The 15,259-nt window shown below is 66.8% G+C and carries 17 protein-coding genes and 1 other RNA gene; 12 read left to right on the top strand and 6 right to left on the bottom strand.

Annotation, left to right across the window (positions count from 1 at the left end; translation table 11 throughout):
- Positions 1–5: 5 nt before the first annotated feature.
- The 4 genes from KDJ86_RS10170 to KDJ86_RS10160 form a co-directional block, all read right to left on the bottom strand.
- The gene (locus KDJ86_RS10170; protein WP_291745218.1) at positions 6–599 is read right to left on the bottom strand and encodes a 5-formyltetrahydrofolate cyclo-ligase; all 594 of its coding nucleotides are present in this window, start codon (positions 597–599) and stop codon (positions 6–8) included.
- A 32-nt stretch (positions 600–631) separates the two neighbouring features.
- A non-coding RNA gene (gene ssrS, locus KDJ86_RS20635) (6S RNA) lies at positions 632–787 on the bottom strand.
- A gap of 68 nt (positions 788–855) precedes the next feature.
- On the bottom strand, positions 856–1,236 hold the full coding sequence (locus KDJ86_RS10165) for a cell division protein ZapA (protein WP_291745216.1): 381 nt from the start codon (positions 1,234–1,236) through the stop codon (positions 856–858).
- A gap of 22 nt (positions 1,237–1,258) precedes the next feature.
- Positions 1,259–1,540: a DUF4164 domain-containing protein gene (locus KDJ86_RS10160; RefSeq protein WP_291745214.1), complete on the bottom strand. Its 282-nt coding sequence runs from the start codon at positions 1,538–1,540 to the stop codon at positions 1,259–1,261.
- Positions 1,541–1,868: 328 nt separating this feature from the next.
- Here KDJ86_RS10160 and tkt point away from each other — a divergent pair, with 328 nt between their 5' ends.
- The 10 genes from tkt to rpmE all read left to right on the top strand — a co-directional run bounded on the left by tkt (position 1,869) and on the right by rpmE (position 12,737).
- Positions 1,869–3,863 carry a transketolase gene (gene tkt / locus KDJ86_RS10155; RefSeq protein ID WP_291745212.1) on the top strand — a complete coding sequence of 665 codons (1,995 nt, stop codon included), beginning with the start codon at positions 1,869–1,871 and terminating at the stop codon, positions 3,861–3,863.
- 21 nt (positions 3,864–3,884) lie between these two features.
- On the top strand, positions 3,885–4,895 hold the full coding sequence (gene gap / locus KDJ86_RS10150) for a type I glyceraldehyde-3-phosphate dehydrogenase (RefSeq protein ID WP_291745210.1): 1,011 nt from the start codon (positions 3,885–3,887) through the stop codon (positions 4,893–4,895).
- Positions 4,896–4,906: 11 nt separating this feature from the next.
- On the top strand, positions 4,907–6,106 hold the full coding sequence (locus KDJ86_RS10145) for a phosphoglycerate kinase (protein WP_291745208.1): 1,200 nt from the start codon (positions 4,907–4,909) through the stop codon (positions 6,104–6,106).
- 194 nt (positions 6,107–6,300) lie between these two features.
- Entirely contained in the window at positions 6,301–7,332 is a 1,032-nt protein-coding gene (locus KDJ86_RS10140; RefSeq protein WP_291745206.1) for a class I fructose-bisphosphate aldolase, read from the top strand.
- A 120-nt stretch (positions 7,333–7,452) separates the two neighbouring features.
- Positions 7,453–8,097, top strand: coding sequence for a thiamine phosphate synthase (locus KDJ86_RS10135; protein WP_291745204.1), 645 nt, complete (start codon positions 7,453–7,455; stop codon positions 8,095–8,097).
- Entirely contained in the window at positions 8,097–9,350 is a 1,254-nt protein-coding gene (locus KDJ86_RS10130) for a tetratricopeptide repeat protein (RefSeq protein ID WP_291745202.1), read from the top strand. The genes KDJ86_RS10135 and KDJ86_RS10130 overlap by 1 nt, the downstream gene beginning before the upstream one ends.
- Before the next feature lie 73 nt (positions 9,351–9,423).
- On the top strand, positions 9,424–10,215 hold the full coding sequence (locus tag KDJ86_RS10125; protein ID WP_291745201.1) for an inositol monophosphatase family protein: 792 nt from the start codon (positions 9,424–9,426) through the stop codon (positions 10,213–10,215).
- A gap of 221 nt (positions 10,216–10,436) precedes the next feature.
- The gene (locus tag KDJ86_RS10120; RefSeq protein WP_291745269.1) at positions 10,437–11,396 is read left to right on the top strand and encodes a flagellar motor protein MotA; all 960 of its coding nucleotides are present in this window, start codon (positions 10,437–10,439) and stop codon (positions 11,394–11,396) included.
- A complete protein-coding gene (locus tag KDJ86_RS10115; protein ID WP_291745199.1) occupies positions 11,396–12,430 on the top strand; it encodes a peptidoglycan -binding protein in 1,035 nt (344 codons plus the stop codon). Before KDJ86_RS10120 ends, KDJ86_RS10115 begins: the two co-directional genes overlap by 1 nt.
- An 82-nt stretch (positions 12,431–12,512) precedes the next feature.
- Positions 12,513–12,737: a 50S ribosomal protein L31 gene (gene rpmE, locus KDJ86_RS10110; protein ID WP_291745197.1), complete on the top strand. Its 225-nt coding sequence runs from the start codon at positions 12,513–12,515 to the stop codon at positions 12,735–12,737.
- An 80-nt stretch (positions 12,738–12,817) separates the two neighbouring features.
- Here the strand turns inward: rpmE and rcdA are convergent, their stop codons facing one another.
- Positions 12,818–13,333, bottom strand: a complete 516-nt coding sequence (gene rcdA / locus KDJ86_RS10105) for a protease adaptor protein RcdA (protein WP_291745195.1) — start codon at positions 13,331–13,333, stop codon at positions 12,818–12,820.
- A gap of 315 nt (positions 13,334–13,648) precedes the next feature.
- Positions 13,649–13,843 carry a DUF1192 domain-containing protein gene (locus KDJ86_RS10100; RefSeq protein WP_291745193.1) on the bottom strand — a complete coding sequence of 65 codons (195 nt, stop codon included), beginning with the start codon at positions 13,841–13,843 and terminating at the stop codon, positions 13,649–13,651.
- 179 nt (positions 13,844–14,022) lie between these two features.
- Between KDJ86_RS10100 and KDJ86_RS10095 the strand changes: the two genes are divergently transcribed.
- Together KDJ86_RS10095 and KDJ86_RS10090 are read left to right on the top strand one after the other, a co-directional pair.
- A complete protein-coding gene (locus KDJ86_RS10095) occupies positions 14,023–14,385 on the top strand; it encodes a zinc-binding dehydrogenase (RefSeq protein ID WP_291745191.1) in 363 nt (120 codons plus the stop codon).
- Between the two features lie 158 nt (positions 14,386–14,543).
- Entirely contained in the window at positions 14,544–15,257 is a 714-nt protein-coding gene (locus tag KDJ86_RS10090) for a DUF1013 domain-containing protein (RefSeq protein ID WP_291745190.1), read from the top strand.
- The last annotated feature ends 2 nt before the right edge of the window (positions 15,258–15,259 follow it).

Here is a 15,259-nt window from a genome sequence, read left to right as displayed (position 1 = left end):
CCGCCTCAGGATTGGTCGCCACGGAAATCGAACACGCCCCGGTCGGTCACCAGCCGGTCGAGCCTCACGTCATGCGGCTCCGCGGGTATCCGGTCAACCTCCTGAACCGAAAAAGCGAGGCCGACGAGAAGCGGATCGCGCCCCGCCCTCCTCATCGTCGCGATCGCCCGGTCGTAATGGCCCTTGCCGTAGCCGATGCGCGTTCCCGAACGGTCGAAGGCCGCGAGCGGCATCAGGATGACATCCGGCGCAACGACCGCGGCGCCCGCGCCCGGCTCGCGGGTTCCGAAGCCGGCCGCGACCAGCGGGTCGCCGGGAGAATAGCTCCGGAACACCATCGTCTCCCGGTCAATGAAAGCGGGCAGCGCCACGTCGGCGCCACGCCCCAGCGCCGCGTCCATGACCGGACGTGGATCGCATTCGCTGCGGATCGGCAGGAACCCCGACAGGCATTGGAAGCGCAGCGGCTCGAGGAGCCGCATCGCGCTTTCGGCAATAGCCGCGTCGGCCGCCCGCCGCGCCTCGTCATCGAGCGCATCGCGACGCGCCAGCGCCGCGGCGCGGAGGCCCGCCTTCGACGTCGCGGGGATTTCGGGCATGTCGGGTCGGGCCATCCCGCCGATTGGAGAAAAGCGAGGCCGCAAGGCCGGTGGAGTATCGAATCCCGGAGACCTACAGAGTAGGTGGGCGCCGTATGCGCGAGCCCACGGGCCCGCACAGGGACAGCTCCCTTTAGGATCGATAAGGCCCCGGGGAATGCTTCTCCTGCCGGACCCCACAGCCTCGCCGGCCACAGATATAGAGCCGGCTCCCCCCTCGCGCCAGAGGCGATCCGCCCGCACGATGCTCCTCCGCTCAGTCGGAGCCCTCGAGCGGATCGGTTCCGTCCAATCGGCTGGCGACGGCTTCCAGCCGGTCGGCAAGCGCCTCGATCGACTCGGCGATTTCCGCCTCGGCGCGCTCCTGCCGCTCGACGAGCGCGGCACGCGCCTCCTCGAGGCCGGCGATCTCGCCCTCGACCTGACGCAAGCGCTTTTCCGTCTCCGAATGCTGGTCGGCCATGGTGATGGCGGCCATCACCGTCAGGCGCTGGTCGCCGATCTCGCCGAACTGGCCGCGCAACTCCTCGATCGTCTCGCTGAGCTGCTGACCGAGTCCGGTCAGATGGTCCTCCTGGCCGTCGTCGCAGGCCATGCGGTATGTCCTGCCGTTGATCGTGACGTTGACCTGCCCCATGCGCTAATCCTTTCGGGCCGTCTCACCCGCCATTGCGGCCGAGCACGTCGCGGATCGATTCCATCGCGGCGACGAGCCGGCGCGATACGTCATGGTTTGCTTCCTCGACCCGGCTGGCCCGCGCCTCGGCGGCATCCAGCGCCTGCGCCAGGCGCGACCGGTCGTTGCCGAGGCGGTGCAATTCGCTCTCGAAATCGGAGACGCGATCGGCATGGTCCAGCCGGCGGTCGACCGCGCCTTCCACGCGCGCGAGGACGGCCTCCACGCGCCGCAGCGCATCCTCGAGAACTGACCCACCGGGCATCGGTTGTCCTCCGGAACCCCTATACGCCGCAGAACATCGCACTCGCCGGGGAGAGCCCTTCGATACCGGGCCGAAGAGAATCGAAGGCCGGCCAATGCATTGCACCGAAGAGATTAGGCATTACCCGAAGAAAACGTCAACGGCTGCGCCAGCAGCGTCCCCACCGATAGCGCCGGGCGAAACGGCGACCCCGCATTGACTCGCTGAATCGACCTGCTATGTGTCGCCCCGGCCTCGCCCGCACCGGTCCTCGATGGCATGTCATCGTTTGCAATCGGGCCGGTGGACCGCCGCCCATTTCCGTCCGGCACCGGATCGACATCTGACCATGACCGACCTCGTCAAACACCAGCGTATGGCGAACGCGATCCGCGCGCTCGCGATGGACGCAGTGGAAAAAGCCAATTCCGGGCACCCCGGCCTGCCGATGGGAGCCGCGGATATCGCCACGGTTCTGTTCACGCGTTTCCTCAAGTTCGACCCGACCGAACCTTTCTGGCCCGACCGCGACCGCTTCGTCCTGTCGGCGGGCCACGGCTCGATGCTGCTCTATTCGATCCTCCATCTCCTCGGCGTCGAGGAGATGACCATCGACGAGCTCAGGAATTTCCGCCAGCTCGGCTCGAAGACGCCCGGCCACCCGGAGAATATCCACACGACCGGCGTCGAAACGACCACCGGACCGCTCGGACAGGGGCTCGGCAATGCGGTCGGGATGGCGATCGCGGAGCGGCTGCTGGCGGCGGAGTTCGGCGACGACATCGTCGACCACCGGACCTATGTCATCGCCTCCGACGGCGACCTGATGGAAGGCATCAGCCACGAGGCGATTTCGATCGCCGGGCACCTGCGCCTCTCCAAGCTGATCGTCTTCTACGACGACAACCACATCACCATCGACGGCCCGACCTCGCTGTCCGAGAGCGGCGACCAGGTTGCCCGCTTCGAGGCCGCCGGCTGGGAAGCGATGCGCATCGACGGGCATAATGCCGAGGAGATCGCCGCCGCGATCGAGGCCGCCCAGCGCAACACCAGGCCGACGATGATCGCCTGCCGGACGACGATCGGCTTCGGCGCCCCGATCAAGGCCGGAACGGCCGCGTCGCATGGCTCGCCGCTGGGGGCCGACGAGATCGCCGGCACCCGCAAGGCGCTCGGCTGGGATCACCCGCCTTTCGAAATCCCCGCGGATGTCCGCGACAGCTGGCGGATCGCCGGCCTCAAGGCAAGCCAGCTCCGCAAGGACTGGGAGAAGCGCCTCGGCGCGATCGATGCCGAGAAGCGCGCCGAGTTCGAGCGCCGCATACGGGGCGACCTGCCGTCCGGTCTCGACGAGGCGATGGCAAGCTACAAGAAGAAGCTCTGCGCCGACCGGCCGAAGGTCGCGACCCGCAAGGCCTCCGAGATGGCGCTCGACGTGATCAACGCCGTGGTGCCGGAGACCATCGGCGGCTCCGCCGACCTGACGCCGTCGAACAACACGCGATCGGCCGGCCTGGTCGAGGTCACCCCCGACAACTTCTCGGGCCGCTACATCCACTGGGGCATCCGCGAGCTCGGCATGTCCGCGGCGATGAACGGCATGGCGCTGCATCGTGGCGTCATTCCCTATAGCGGCACCTTTCTGGTCTTCAGCGACTATGCCCGGCCGGCGATCCGCCTCGCCGCGCTGATGGGCAATCGCATCGTCTTCGTCATGACCCACGATTCGATCGGGCTCGGCGAGGATGGACCGACCCATCAGCCCGTCGAGCAGCTCGCCGCGCTCCGCGCCATACCGAACCTCCTCGTCTTCCGCCCGGCGGACGTCGTCGAGACCGCCGAATGCTGGCACCTCGCCCTGCAGCGCAATTCGACCCCGAGCCTCCTCGCGCTGACCCGCCAGGGCCTGCCGACGGTTCGCCCCGAATACGGCGAGGAGAACCTCTGCGCGCGCGGCGCCTACGAGATCGCACCGGCCGAGGGCGACGCCGAGGTGTCGATCTTCGCCAGCGGATCGGAAGTCGAGATCGCGCTCGCGGCCAAGGGGCTGATCGAGGCAAAGGGCCACCCGACCCGCGTCGTGTCGGTGCCGTGCTTCGAGCTCTTCGGCGAACAGAGCAAGGACTACCAGGCCGAAACGATCGGCACGGCGATGGTCAATGTCGCCATCGAGGCGGCGGTCCGGCAGGGCTGGGACCGTTTCATCGGAAACGATGGCGTGTTTGTCGGCATGGACAGCTTCGGCGCCAGCGCCCCCTACAAGGAACTCTACGCTAAATTCGGTATCACCGCGGAAGCTGCGGCGGGGGCGGTGTTCGACCGGCTCACCGCACTTGCCTGATCAAGGACTGGAGACAAGAAAATGACCGTCAGGGTTGCCATCAACGGTTTCGGGCGCATTGGACGCCTCGTTCTTCGCGCCATTGTCGAATCCGGGCGCAAGGACATCGAGGTTGTCGGCGTCAACGACCTCGGGCCGATCGAGACCAATGCGCACCTGCTGCGCCACGATTCGGTCCACGGCAAGTTTCCGCATACCGTGACCGTCGACGGCGACGTGATGGATGCCGGCCGCGGCCCGATCAAGGTGACCGCCATCCGCAACCCGGCCGAGCTTCCCTGGAAGGAGCTCAACGTCGATATCGCGATGGAGTGCACCGGCATCTTCGCCGCCAAGGAAAAGGCCTCGGCCCATCTCGAGGCCGGCGCCAGGCGAGTCCTGGTATCGGCCCCCGCGGCCGGAGCCGACCGCACCGTCGTCTACGGCGTCAATGACGACGAACTGACCAAGGACGATATCGTCGTCTCCAACGCCTCCTGCACGACCAACTGCCTGGCGCCGGTGGCATTCGTTCTCAACAACGCCATCGGCATCGACCATGGCTTCATGACGACGATCCATTCCTATACCGGCGACCAGCCGACCCTCGACACGCTCCACAAGGATCTCTACCGGGCCCGCGCCGCGGCGCTGAACTCGATCCCGACCTCGACGGGAGCGGCCAAGGCGATCGGCCTCGTCATCCCCAGCCTGCAGGGCAAGCTCGACGGCAGCTCGATCCGCGTCCCGACGCCAAACGTCTCGCTGGTCGATTTCAAGTTCGTCGCAAGCCGCGCGACGACGGTCGACGAAGTCAGCGCCGCGATCAAGGAAGCCGCCGGCTCCGACCGGCTCAACGGCATCCTCGGCTTCACCGAGGAGCCGCTGGTCTCCGGCGACTTCAATCACGACCCCCGTTCCTCGATCTTCGCCATCGACCAGACCAAGGTCATCGAGGGGACCTTCGTCCGGGTGGTGTCCTGGTACGACAACGAATGGGGCTTCTCGAACCGCATGGCCGACACGGCCGTTGCCATGAGCAAGCTCGGCTGAGCGGAGCGACCATGACCGCCTTCCGCACGCTCGACGATGCCGACCTTTCCGGCAAGCGCGTTCTCGTCCGCGTCGATCTCAACGTGCCGATGGCGGATGGCAAGGTAAGCGACGACACGCGCATCCGTGCCGTCGCCCCGACCATCACCGAGGTCGCCGACAACGGCGGGAAGGTGATCCTGCTCGCCCATTTCGGCCGTCCCAAGGGCAAGCCCAATCCCGACATGTCGCTGGGCGTCGTCGTTCCGGTATTGAGTTCGGTCATCGGCCGCCCGGTCGCCTTCGCCACCGATTGCGTCGGACCGGACGCGGCGGAGGCGGTGGCGAAGATGCAGGACGGCGACGTCCTGCTCCTCGAGAATACCCGCTTCCATGCCGGCGAGGAGAAGAACGAGCCGGACTTCGTTTCGGCCCTTGCCGGGCTCGGCGACGTCTATGTCAGCGACGCCTTCTCGGCCTCGCACCGCGCCCATGCCTCGACCGAAGGCCTCGCCCACAAGCTGCCGGCCTATGCCGGACGCGCGATGCAGAAGGAAATCGAGGCGCTGGAATCGGCGCTTGCCGATCCCGAGCGGCCCGTTGTCGCCGTCATCGGCGGCGCCAAGGTGTCGAGCAAGATCGACGTGCTCGAGAACCTCACCGCCAAGGTCGATGCCCTGGTGATCGGCGGCGGCATGGCCAACACCTTCCTGTTGGCCAAGGGGATCGCCGTCGGCAAGTCGCTATGCGAACCGGACCTCGTCGACACGGCGACGAAGATCATGGCGGCGGCCGACAGGACCGGTTGCGCCATCGTCCTGCCGGTCGACGTGGTGGTCGCGACCGAATTCAAGGAGCACGCGGCGAACCGGATCGTCGAGGCCGACGCGGTTCCCGCCGACGGCATGATCCTCGACATCGGCCCGCGCTCGATCGCCGCCGTCAACGCCTGGATCGACAAGGCAAGGACCCTGGTCTGGAACGGCCCGCTCGGCGCCTTCGAGATCGCGCCATTCGACATCGCGACCGTGGCGGTCGCGCGGCACGCGGCGGAGCGGACGCATTCGGCGGGCCTGAATTCGGTTGCCGGTGGCGGCGAGACCGTCGCCGCCCTGCACAAGGCCGGTGTCGCCGACGACTTTGCCTCGGTCTCGACAGCCGGCGGCGCCTTCCTGGAATGGCTCGAGGGCAAGGCGCTTCCGGGCGTCGAGGTCCTGCGCCGCAACGCCTGATCCTGGCGCGGCGGGACGCCGGCGGCACGCCCGGCAGGACCTGAACGTCGCCGAGAAGGCCCTTGAGGCCGGCGCCAACCGGGTCTATTGCCTGACCCGGGAAACAACCATGCGGCTCGCGCCGTCGACGACAAGGTGGCAGCCCGCTCCGGCTTCATCCAGTATCAACGCATGCTTTGAACGAGGGAACGACAATGGCCGAGACACTTGAAGACATCGCCGCGAAGATGGTCGCGAAGGGCAAGGGCCTGCTGGCCGCCGACGAAAGCACCGGGACGATCGGCAAGCGTTTCGCGACCATCGACCTCGAATCCACCGCGGACAGCCGCCGCGACTACCGCGAGATGCTCTTCCGCACCGACGAGGCGATGAAGAAATACGTCTCCGGCGTGATCCTCTATGACGAGACGATCCGCCAGAAAGCGGCGGACGGCACGCCGCTGGTCGATATCATCAAGGCCGCCGGGGCGGTCCCGGGGATCAAGGTCGACGCCGGCGCCAAGCCGCTGGCGCTGATGCCGGACGAAAAGATCACCGAAGGACTCGACGGCCTGCGCGAGCGGCTGAAGGAATATTACGAGCTCGGCGCGCGCTTCGCCAAGTGGCGGGCGGTGATCGAAATCGGGCCGCATCGCCCGAGCCACGACTGCATCAACGCCAATGCCCATGCTCTGGCGCGCTACGCCGCGCTCTGCCAGGAAGCCGGCATCGTGCCGATCGTCGAGCCGGAAGTGCTGATGGACGGCGCGATCGCGACGCACGATATCGACACCTGCTACAAGGTCACCGAATGGACGCTGAAGACCGTGTTCCAGGAGCTCTACTATGCCGGCGTGCGCCTCGAAGGCATGGTGCTGAAGCCGAACATGGTCGTGCCCGGCAACAAGTGCGACAAGCAGGCCGCCCCCGAGGAAGTGGCCGAGAAGACGGTGCGGGTGCTCAAGAACTGCGTCCCGTCCGCGGTCCCGGGCATCGCCTTCCTCTCCGGCGGCCAAAGCGACGAGGCGGCAACGGAACACCTAAGCCTGATCAACGAGTTGGGGCCGCTGCCCTGGGCCGTGACCTTCTCCTACGGCCGGGCCTTGCAGGCCGCGGCGCTTGCCGCCTGGGGCGGAAAGCCGGAAAACGTGGCCGCTGCCGAGCGCGCTCTCCTTCACCGCGCCCACATGAACAGCCTCGCGGCGACGGGCACCTGGAAACCCGAGCTTGAGAAAAAGGCTGCGTAACTACCGAAAATAGCGATTTTGGCTATATGATGGGCCAGGATCGACATCGATGCGGTCGATTTTGGCCGCATTGCCCTGGCATGTAAGGCTGCGGTCGAGTAGGGAACCGCAGATTCCGTGATGCCTAACACGGACGAAATCCGGTGTCGCCTGTGTCTGGTGACACCGGCGGATATTGACGGCGCCGCATTCCGGCCGCTGCTTGACGCGGCGCTCGGCGCTGGTGATGTGGCGTCGCTGATCATCACCGGCGGTCCCCAGGATCTCCAGCTGACGGCCGAGGCGCTGGTTCCGGTCGCCCAGGCCCACAATGTCGCCGCGCTGGTCCTCAACGACACGCGGATCGCGGGGCGCAGCCGCGCCGACGGTGTGCATGTCGACTCCGGCCCTGCCGACCTCAAGACGGCGATCGAGGCCTTCAGACCCGACAAGATCGTCGGTGCGGGGACCATCCGCACGCGCCACGACGCGATGCTGATCGGCGAATTCGACCCTGACTATCTGTTCTTCGGCCGCCTCGACGGCGACAACCGCCCCGATATCTTCCCGAAGGCGCTCGACCTCGCGGCCTGGTGGTCTTCGATGTTCGTCGTCCCGGCGATGGTCATGGGCGGCAACACCCTCCACTCGGTCGCCGAGGCGGCGGCGACGGACGTCGAATTCGTCGCCCTCCGCGACGCGATCTGGGACCACCCGTCCGGCCCCGCCCAGGCGGTCGGCGAAGCCAACCGGATACTCGACGCCGCCGCGCGGGAGGCCGCATGATGCGCGGCTCCCTGTTTCTCCTCGCGGTGGCCGCCGGTTCAGGCGCCGCCCTGGCGCAGGAGCCCATCGTGCTGACGCCACCCGGGGCGGGCGGACCGCCCGTCGTCGAGGCCCCGGCGCCGGTAGCGCCCGCCGCGCCGGTGATTGCCGGCGGCGCGCCGCCCGCCGCGACGGTACCTCTGCCTCCCCCGAGGCCGGGTGGCGGCGGGGAAGCCATCGCGACGACCGCCACCGACCTGCCGGCGCTTCCCAGCGTCGAGGACCTCCCTGCCCTGCCCACCGGCAGCTTCGCCGATTCCGAACCGCTGCCGGATCCCGCCAATCTCGCCGCCGAGCCCGTTCCGCTCGCCCAGCCGGTGGCCGAGCAGATGCCGGACACCAATGTTGATCTCGCGACGCTCGCGCCACCGCCGCTGAAGCCGGGAGGACCCGACCTCGCCTATGGCGCCTTCCAGCGCGGGCTCTACCTCACCGCCTTCGATCTGGCGATCAAGCGGGCGGAGGCCGGCGATGTCGCGGCCCAGACCTTGATCGGCCTGATCTACGAGGGCGGCTATGGGGTGCCGCAGGATTTCGTCGAGGCCCTCGGCTGGTACCAGCTCGCGGCCAAGGCCGGTGATCGCGAGGCGCAGTTCGCCCTTGGAATGATGTATCTGCAGGGCCGCGGCACCAAGATCGACCGCCACAAGGCGGCCGACTATTTCGAGCTGGCGGCGCAACGGGGCCAGGTCGCCGCGATGTACAACCTCGCCCTCATCTATCTCGAGGGAGCGGTACGGCCGGTCGATCCGGAGCTCGCGGCGCAATTCCTGCAACGCGCGGCGGAGGCCGGCGACGGCGACGCGCAATACACCCTCGCCCAGCTCTATAGCCAGGGGCTCGGCGTCGAGGCCAGCGAGGCACTCGCCGTGGACTGGCTCGCCTCCGCGGCGCGACTGGGCGTGGTGCCGGCCCAGGTCGAATATGCGGTTCGCCTGTTCAACGGCAAGGGGATCGCCAAGGACGAGGCCGCCGCCGCGCGGTGGTTCGAACGCGCCGCCAATGCCGGCGATCCGATCGCCCAGAACAGGCTGGCGCGCATCCTCGCGGTCGGCGCCGGCCAGCCGGCCGCCCCGGTCGAGGCGGCGAAATGGCATTTCCTTGCGGTCGAGGCCGGCAAGCAGGACGACTGGCTCGACTCCTTCGTCAGCGGCCTTACCGGCGAGCAGAGGCAGGCCGCCGTCGCCGCCGCGCAGCGATGGCCGGCCAACTGACGCCTCCGGCTTGAAACCACGCTGAAAATATGGTCGACAGGCGCTCGCCGCATTCCCGCGGCGGGAGACCCTCATGGCCCGCACGGCGCTGCTCAATGTCATGGTCAACGCCGTGCTCAAGGCCGGCCGCGGCCTCGCCCGCGACTTCGGCGAAGTCGAGAATCTCCAGGTCTCGCTGAAGGGCCCCGGCGACTTCGTCTCCGCCGCCGACCGGCGCTCGGAAGAGACGCTGATCGCCGAACTCGGGAAAGCCCGGCCGAGCTACTCCTTCCTCGCCGAGGAATCGGGCGTGACCGAGGGTTCGGACAACGCCCATCGCTGGATCATCGATCCGCTCGACGGGACCATGAACTTCCTGCACGGCATTCCGATCTTCGCCATCTCGGTCGGCCTCGAGCGGGAAGGCACCATGGTGGCGGGGGTGATCTACAACCCGATCCTGAACGAGCTCTACGTCGCCGAGCGGGGCAACGGCGCCTTCTTCAACGACAGGCGGATGCGGGCCGCCGGCCGCAGCCACCTGGCGGATTGCGTGGTCGCCACCGCCATGCCGCAGCTTAACCGCCCCGGCCAGGACCTCTTCGTCAGGGAATTGCCGCCGATGATGAGCCGGATCGCCGGGATCCGGTGTAACGGCTCGGCATCCATGGACCTCGCCTGGACCGCGTCGGGCCGCTTAGACGGCTACTGGCAGCGGGGATTATCCGCCTGGGACATCGCCGCCGGCATCATCATCGCCCGCGAGGCCGGCGTCATCGTCACTGACACCAACGGCGGCGACACGATGCTCGAAAGCGGGTCGATCGTTGCCGGAAACGAGACGGTCCACCGCGGTCTCGTCGACCTCCTCGGCAAGGCCGGCTGACCGCGTCGGCTGCTTCTCGCCCGCGAAATAATCCCTGACAGGCACTTTCTTCCGGGTTTCTCGGCAACCGCCGCGATTTTGCCGTTTCTCTCTGTTGCCAAATCACGCTAAGACTCGTGCTGACCGAGAAAGGGCTTGGAAACTTGCGTCTGTTTGGAGGAGGCCGCGCGCGCGAGTACGACCCGTACAAGCTCGCCACCCCACAGATTTACCTCTGGCGGATGATCATCTTCCTGATCATCGCCGGCTTTATCGCGCTTATCCTCTATCGTCAGGTCTACCTCGCATTTCTCGCCAATCCGGGACTGAACGGCGTCATCGTCGCGGTGCTGATCATCGGCATCCTGCTGAGCTTCCGCCAGGTCCTGCGACTCTTTCCCGAGATACGCTGGGTCAACACCTTCCGGGTCGCCGAGCCCGGCATCGAGGTCGAACGTCCGCCGGTGCTGCTGGCGCCGATGGCGACGCTGCTCGGCGATCGCATCGGCCGGATGGCGATCTCGACCCAGACCATGCGCTCGATCCTCGATTCGATCCTGATGCGCCTCGACGAGGATCGCGACATGTCGCGCTATCTCGTCAGCCTGCTGATCTTCCTCGGCCTCCTCGGGACCTTCTGGGGCCTGCTGCAGACCGTCGCCGCCGTCGCCAACACCATCCAGAATCTCGATGTCTCCTCGGGCAATACCGGCGTCATCTTCGAGGATCTGAAGGCGGGGTTGACCGAACCGCTGGGCGGCATGGGGACCGCGTTCTCGTCCTCGCTTTTCGGCCTCGCCGGCTCGCTGGTCCTCGGCTTCCTCGATCTCCAGGCGGGCCAGGCCCAGAACATGTTCTACAACGACCTCGAAGACTGGCTGTCGACGGTCACCGATCTCGATCCCGAGCTGCTCGACGGCCGTGGCGGGTCGAATGCCGAGGATTTCCGTCTCGCCATCGAGCGCCTGTCGCGGATCATCCAGGAAGGCGGCATGCAGCAGCAGGACGGCGGCTCGACCCAGCGGGCGACCACCGCCATGGCGAACCTCGCCGAAGGCATCCAGGGCCTCGTCCAGCATATGCGCACCGAGCAGCAGGTGATCCGCAGTTGGGTCGAGACCCAATCCGAACAGCAGCGTGACATGCAGCAGTTGCTGGAGACGATTTCACGAGCCCTACAAACCCCTGCAGCAGGTGAGTAATGGCCGCAGCCAGGTCGAGACGTGTGGGGGGCCGCACGGAATACTGGCCGAGCTTCGTCGACGTTCTGACGAATTTGCTTCTGGTCTTCGTATTTCTCCTGTCGATTTTCGCCCTCACGCAGTTTCTGCTGACGCGCGAGGTGTCGAGCCGTGACGAGGTGCTGGCGCGGCTGAATGCCCAGATCGCCGAGCTGACCGAATTGCTGGCACTGGAGCGGGCCGGCAACAGCGAGGTCAACGACAATCTCTCGACCCTGCAGGCAAGCCTTGCCGCGGCGGAAACCGAACGCGACCGGCTCCGCGGCCTGCTCGACAGCCAGTCGGACGCGGCCGCCAACGCCGGCGGCCGCGTCCAGCAGCTGACCGACCAGCTCGAATCCGAGCAGCAGGTAAGCCAGCGCGCGCTGGCCCAGGTCGAGCTTCTCAACCAGCAGATCTCGGCATTGCGCCGCCAGATCGCGGCCCTGGAGACGGCGCTCGACGCGTCGGAAGACCGCGATCGGGAGAGCCAGACCAAGATCGCCGACCTCGGCCGCAGGCTGAACGTGGCGCTGGCCCAGCGTGTCCAGGAGCTGTCGCGCTACCGGTCCGACTTCTTCGGACGGCTGCGGGAAATCCTGGGCGACCGCCCCGACATCCGGATCGTCGGCGACCGCTTCGTCTTCCAGTCCGAGGTGTTCTTCCAGACCGGCTCCGACGACATCGGCTCGGAAGGCCTGGCCGAACTCGACAAGCTGGCCGCGGCGATCGTCGAGCTGAACCAGGAGATCCCCGAGGACATCCCCTGGGTCCTGCGCATCGACGGCCATACCGACAAGCGGCCGATCACCAGCAGCGGCGGCCGATTCCAGTCGAACTGGGACCTGTCGGCGGCCCGCGCGATCTCGGTGGTCCGGCATCTGATCGACCAGGGTATTCCGCCGGAGCGGCTGGTCGCCGCCGGCTTCGGCGAATACCAGCCGATCGAGGAAGGCGATACCGAGGAAGCCTACGCCAAGAACCGCCGGATCGAGCTCAAATTGACCGAACGCTAGACGCGCGGCGCCGGCTCCGCTATATCGTCGCCAACTCCGCGCGCGGCTTCCGCGCCGACCCCGGATTCAAGGGCCTTTTGCCATGAAGAAAGACATCCATCCCGAATATCACGAGATCAAGGTCGTGATGACCGACGGGACCGAATACACCACCCGCTCGACCTTCGGTTCGGCGGGAGATACCCTGACGCTCGACATCGATCCGAAGACCCATCCGGCCTGGACCGGCGGCGGTCAGCACCTGGTCGATCGCGGTGGCCGCGTGTCGCGCTTCAAGAACCGGTACAAGGGGCTGATGGGGAACTGATCCCGACACGGCTTCGAGACCGAAAAGAAAAGGACCCGCGAACCGGGTCCTTTTTTGTTGGCCGCGCTTGCCGGACGGCCTTACTCGGAACCAAAGGCGCGCGCGATCCGGTCGAGCTGCCGCGCCACGGGATTATCGGTCGATTCCGTCTGGATGCCCGAGCGGGAGGCTTGCTCGATCGTCCGGATCCGTTCCCGCAGGGTGATCGAGCGGACGACCAGCTCCTTCAACCGTTCCGGAAGTTCATCCCATCCCGGTCCCTCGGTCGCCGTCGCCATGCCGCCGAGCTTCACCTTGGCCTTTTCGAGGCTCGCCTGCTCCGCGGACATCTCCCCGTCATTCACCGCGCGTTGCAGGAGAAGCCAGGAGGCAAGCTGCATCAGCCGCGTCGTCAGGCGCATCGATTCCGTCGCATAGCTGAGCGACCCCGACCGCGACAGGGCCCGCGATTCCGCCCGGCCGTCTCCGTCGAGATAGTTGGCGGTCTCCTCGACCAGCGCCATCCCTTCCTTGAACAGCGCGCGGAAGACGTCCGAACCCGCAAGCCGCTGGGCGAAAACGATTGGCTGGTTGATGTCAGTCTGCTTGTCGGCCATCTGGAATCTAGTCGCAACAGGTCCGGACCGTCCCCGATCGGGACACATACCGGCTCATGTCGCAAGCCCCGTGCCGTCGTCCCACGTTGGGCACGGCGTGACAAGGCAAAAAAAGAGCCGCTCAAAAGCGGCTCTGAAGAGTTTAAACAGGGAGGCGTCAAACAGAGTGGACAGGAGCCACTCGAATCCAGATGACTGGACGAATTTCAGTAAACGCCCGTAAAGCTTAAGATCAGGTTAACGGGTTAACGGAATCTCACCCGTCGAGGCAAGGCGCCGATGCGCTCATGTCCCATTGCGGGAAGGGCCCAGGCGTCATTTCTTGAAAAAGGACGCCGCGACATCGGCGCTGGCGCGCTTGGCGCCGATTGCCTCCTCGATCCGGGCGATCTCGCTCCTGAGAAGCGCGATGCGCTCGTTCAGCTCGTCGACCGACAGCGCCGACAGGTCCTCGCCGACCTGGTGCCTGGCGGGCTTCTTCTGTGGCGCATCATCCTCGGACATGGTCATGGGCGGCTCCCCCTCCGGCGGGAGAAGCTAATCCACCGCGGCCCGATTGTCATCGCGGCGGGCAACCGGTAGATCGGGCCAATCGACAGGCGGAAGCCAAACCGACGAGCATCCGATCATGGCCGTGCTTCCCGACACGATGACCGCGATTGCGATCCGGGCACCGGGCGGAACCCGAAATGCTGGTCCCCGAACAACGGCCGCTGCCGCGTCCGGGCGACAACGAAATCCTGATCAGGGTCCATGCGGCGGGCGTCAACCGGCCAGACATCATGCAGCGCGCCAGGGCGGAGGTGGATGTGCGGCGGCTGATGATGAAGCGGCTCCGGCACACCGGTTCGACCCCGCGGCCCCGGTCGGTTGCCTTCAAGGCGCGGATCGCCGAGACGTTGCACGAGAGGGTCTGGCCGCTCTTCGAGGCGCGCCGGATCGCGCCGATTATCGGCTCGACCTATCCGCTTGCCCGCGCCGCCGATGCCCACGCCCGGATGGACGCCGGCGACCATGTCGGCCGGATCGTCCTGACCGTGGGCGACGGCTAACGGGCCTGGCGGGGAGCCCGGTCGACATATCCACGCGAAAACCCGAGGCGGATTGCGTCGGTCACAATCGCGCCCTATATAAGCGGCTATCCCCATCACCCCGAATGTGGACAAACGCTTTGTCGCCTGATTCGCGGCGAAGCAGCCGGGAGAGGTTTATGAATACGCCACTCATGCCGAAGGCGACCGCCGTTTGGCTGGTCGATAACACGTCGCTGTCGTTCGACCAGATCGCGGACTTCTGCAGGCTTCATCCGCTCGAGGTCGGCGCCATCGCCGACGGCGAATCGGCGACCACTATCAAGGGCGTCGATCCGATCCTGACCGGGCAGCTTACCCGCGAGGAGATCGAGAAGGCCCAGGCCGATCCCGCCTATCGGATGAAGATGGCGGAGAGCAAGGTGCGCGTGCCGCTGGCCAAGCGGAGGGGCCCCCGCTACACGCCGGTGTCGCGTCGCCAGGACCGGCCGAACGCGATCCTCTGGCTCCTTCGCAACCACGACGAACTGAAGGATGCTCAGATCATGCGGCTCGTCGGCACGACCAAGCCGACGATCGAGGCGATCCGCAACCGCACCCACTGGAACACCAACAACCTCACCCCGATGGACCCGGTGACGCTCGGCCTCTGCTCGCAGATCGACCTCGATTTCGAGGTCGAGAAGGCTGCCAAGAACGCGCCGAAGGTTGCCGAGAGCGAAGGCGGCGCCACGCTGCTTTCGGCGAGCGAAACGGCGACGCCGGCATCGCTGGCGACCGCCGCCGCGGCGTCGGCCCCCGATGTCGAGCGCGAGGCCGAGGCCGAGGCGGATGCGGTCTTCGCCAAGCTGAAATCGATGAAGGGACCCGAGCCCGAAGAGGATCAGGACTGAGG

The sequence above is a fragment of the Bauldia sp. genome (genome assembly GCF_020442045.1).
Classification (GTDB): domain Bacteria; phylum Pseudomonadota; class Alphaproteobacteria; order Rhizobiales; family Kaistiaceae; genus Bauldia.
This window is presented reverse-complemented; position numbering and strand designations above follow the sequence as displayed.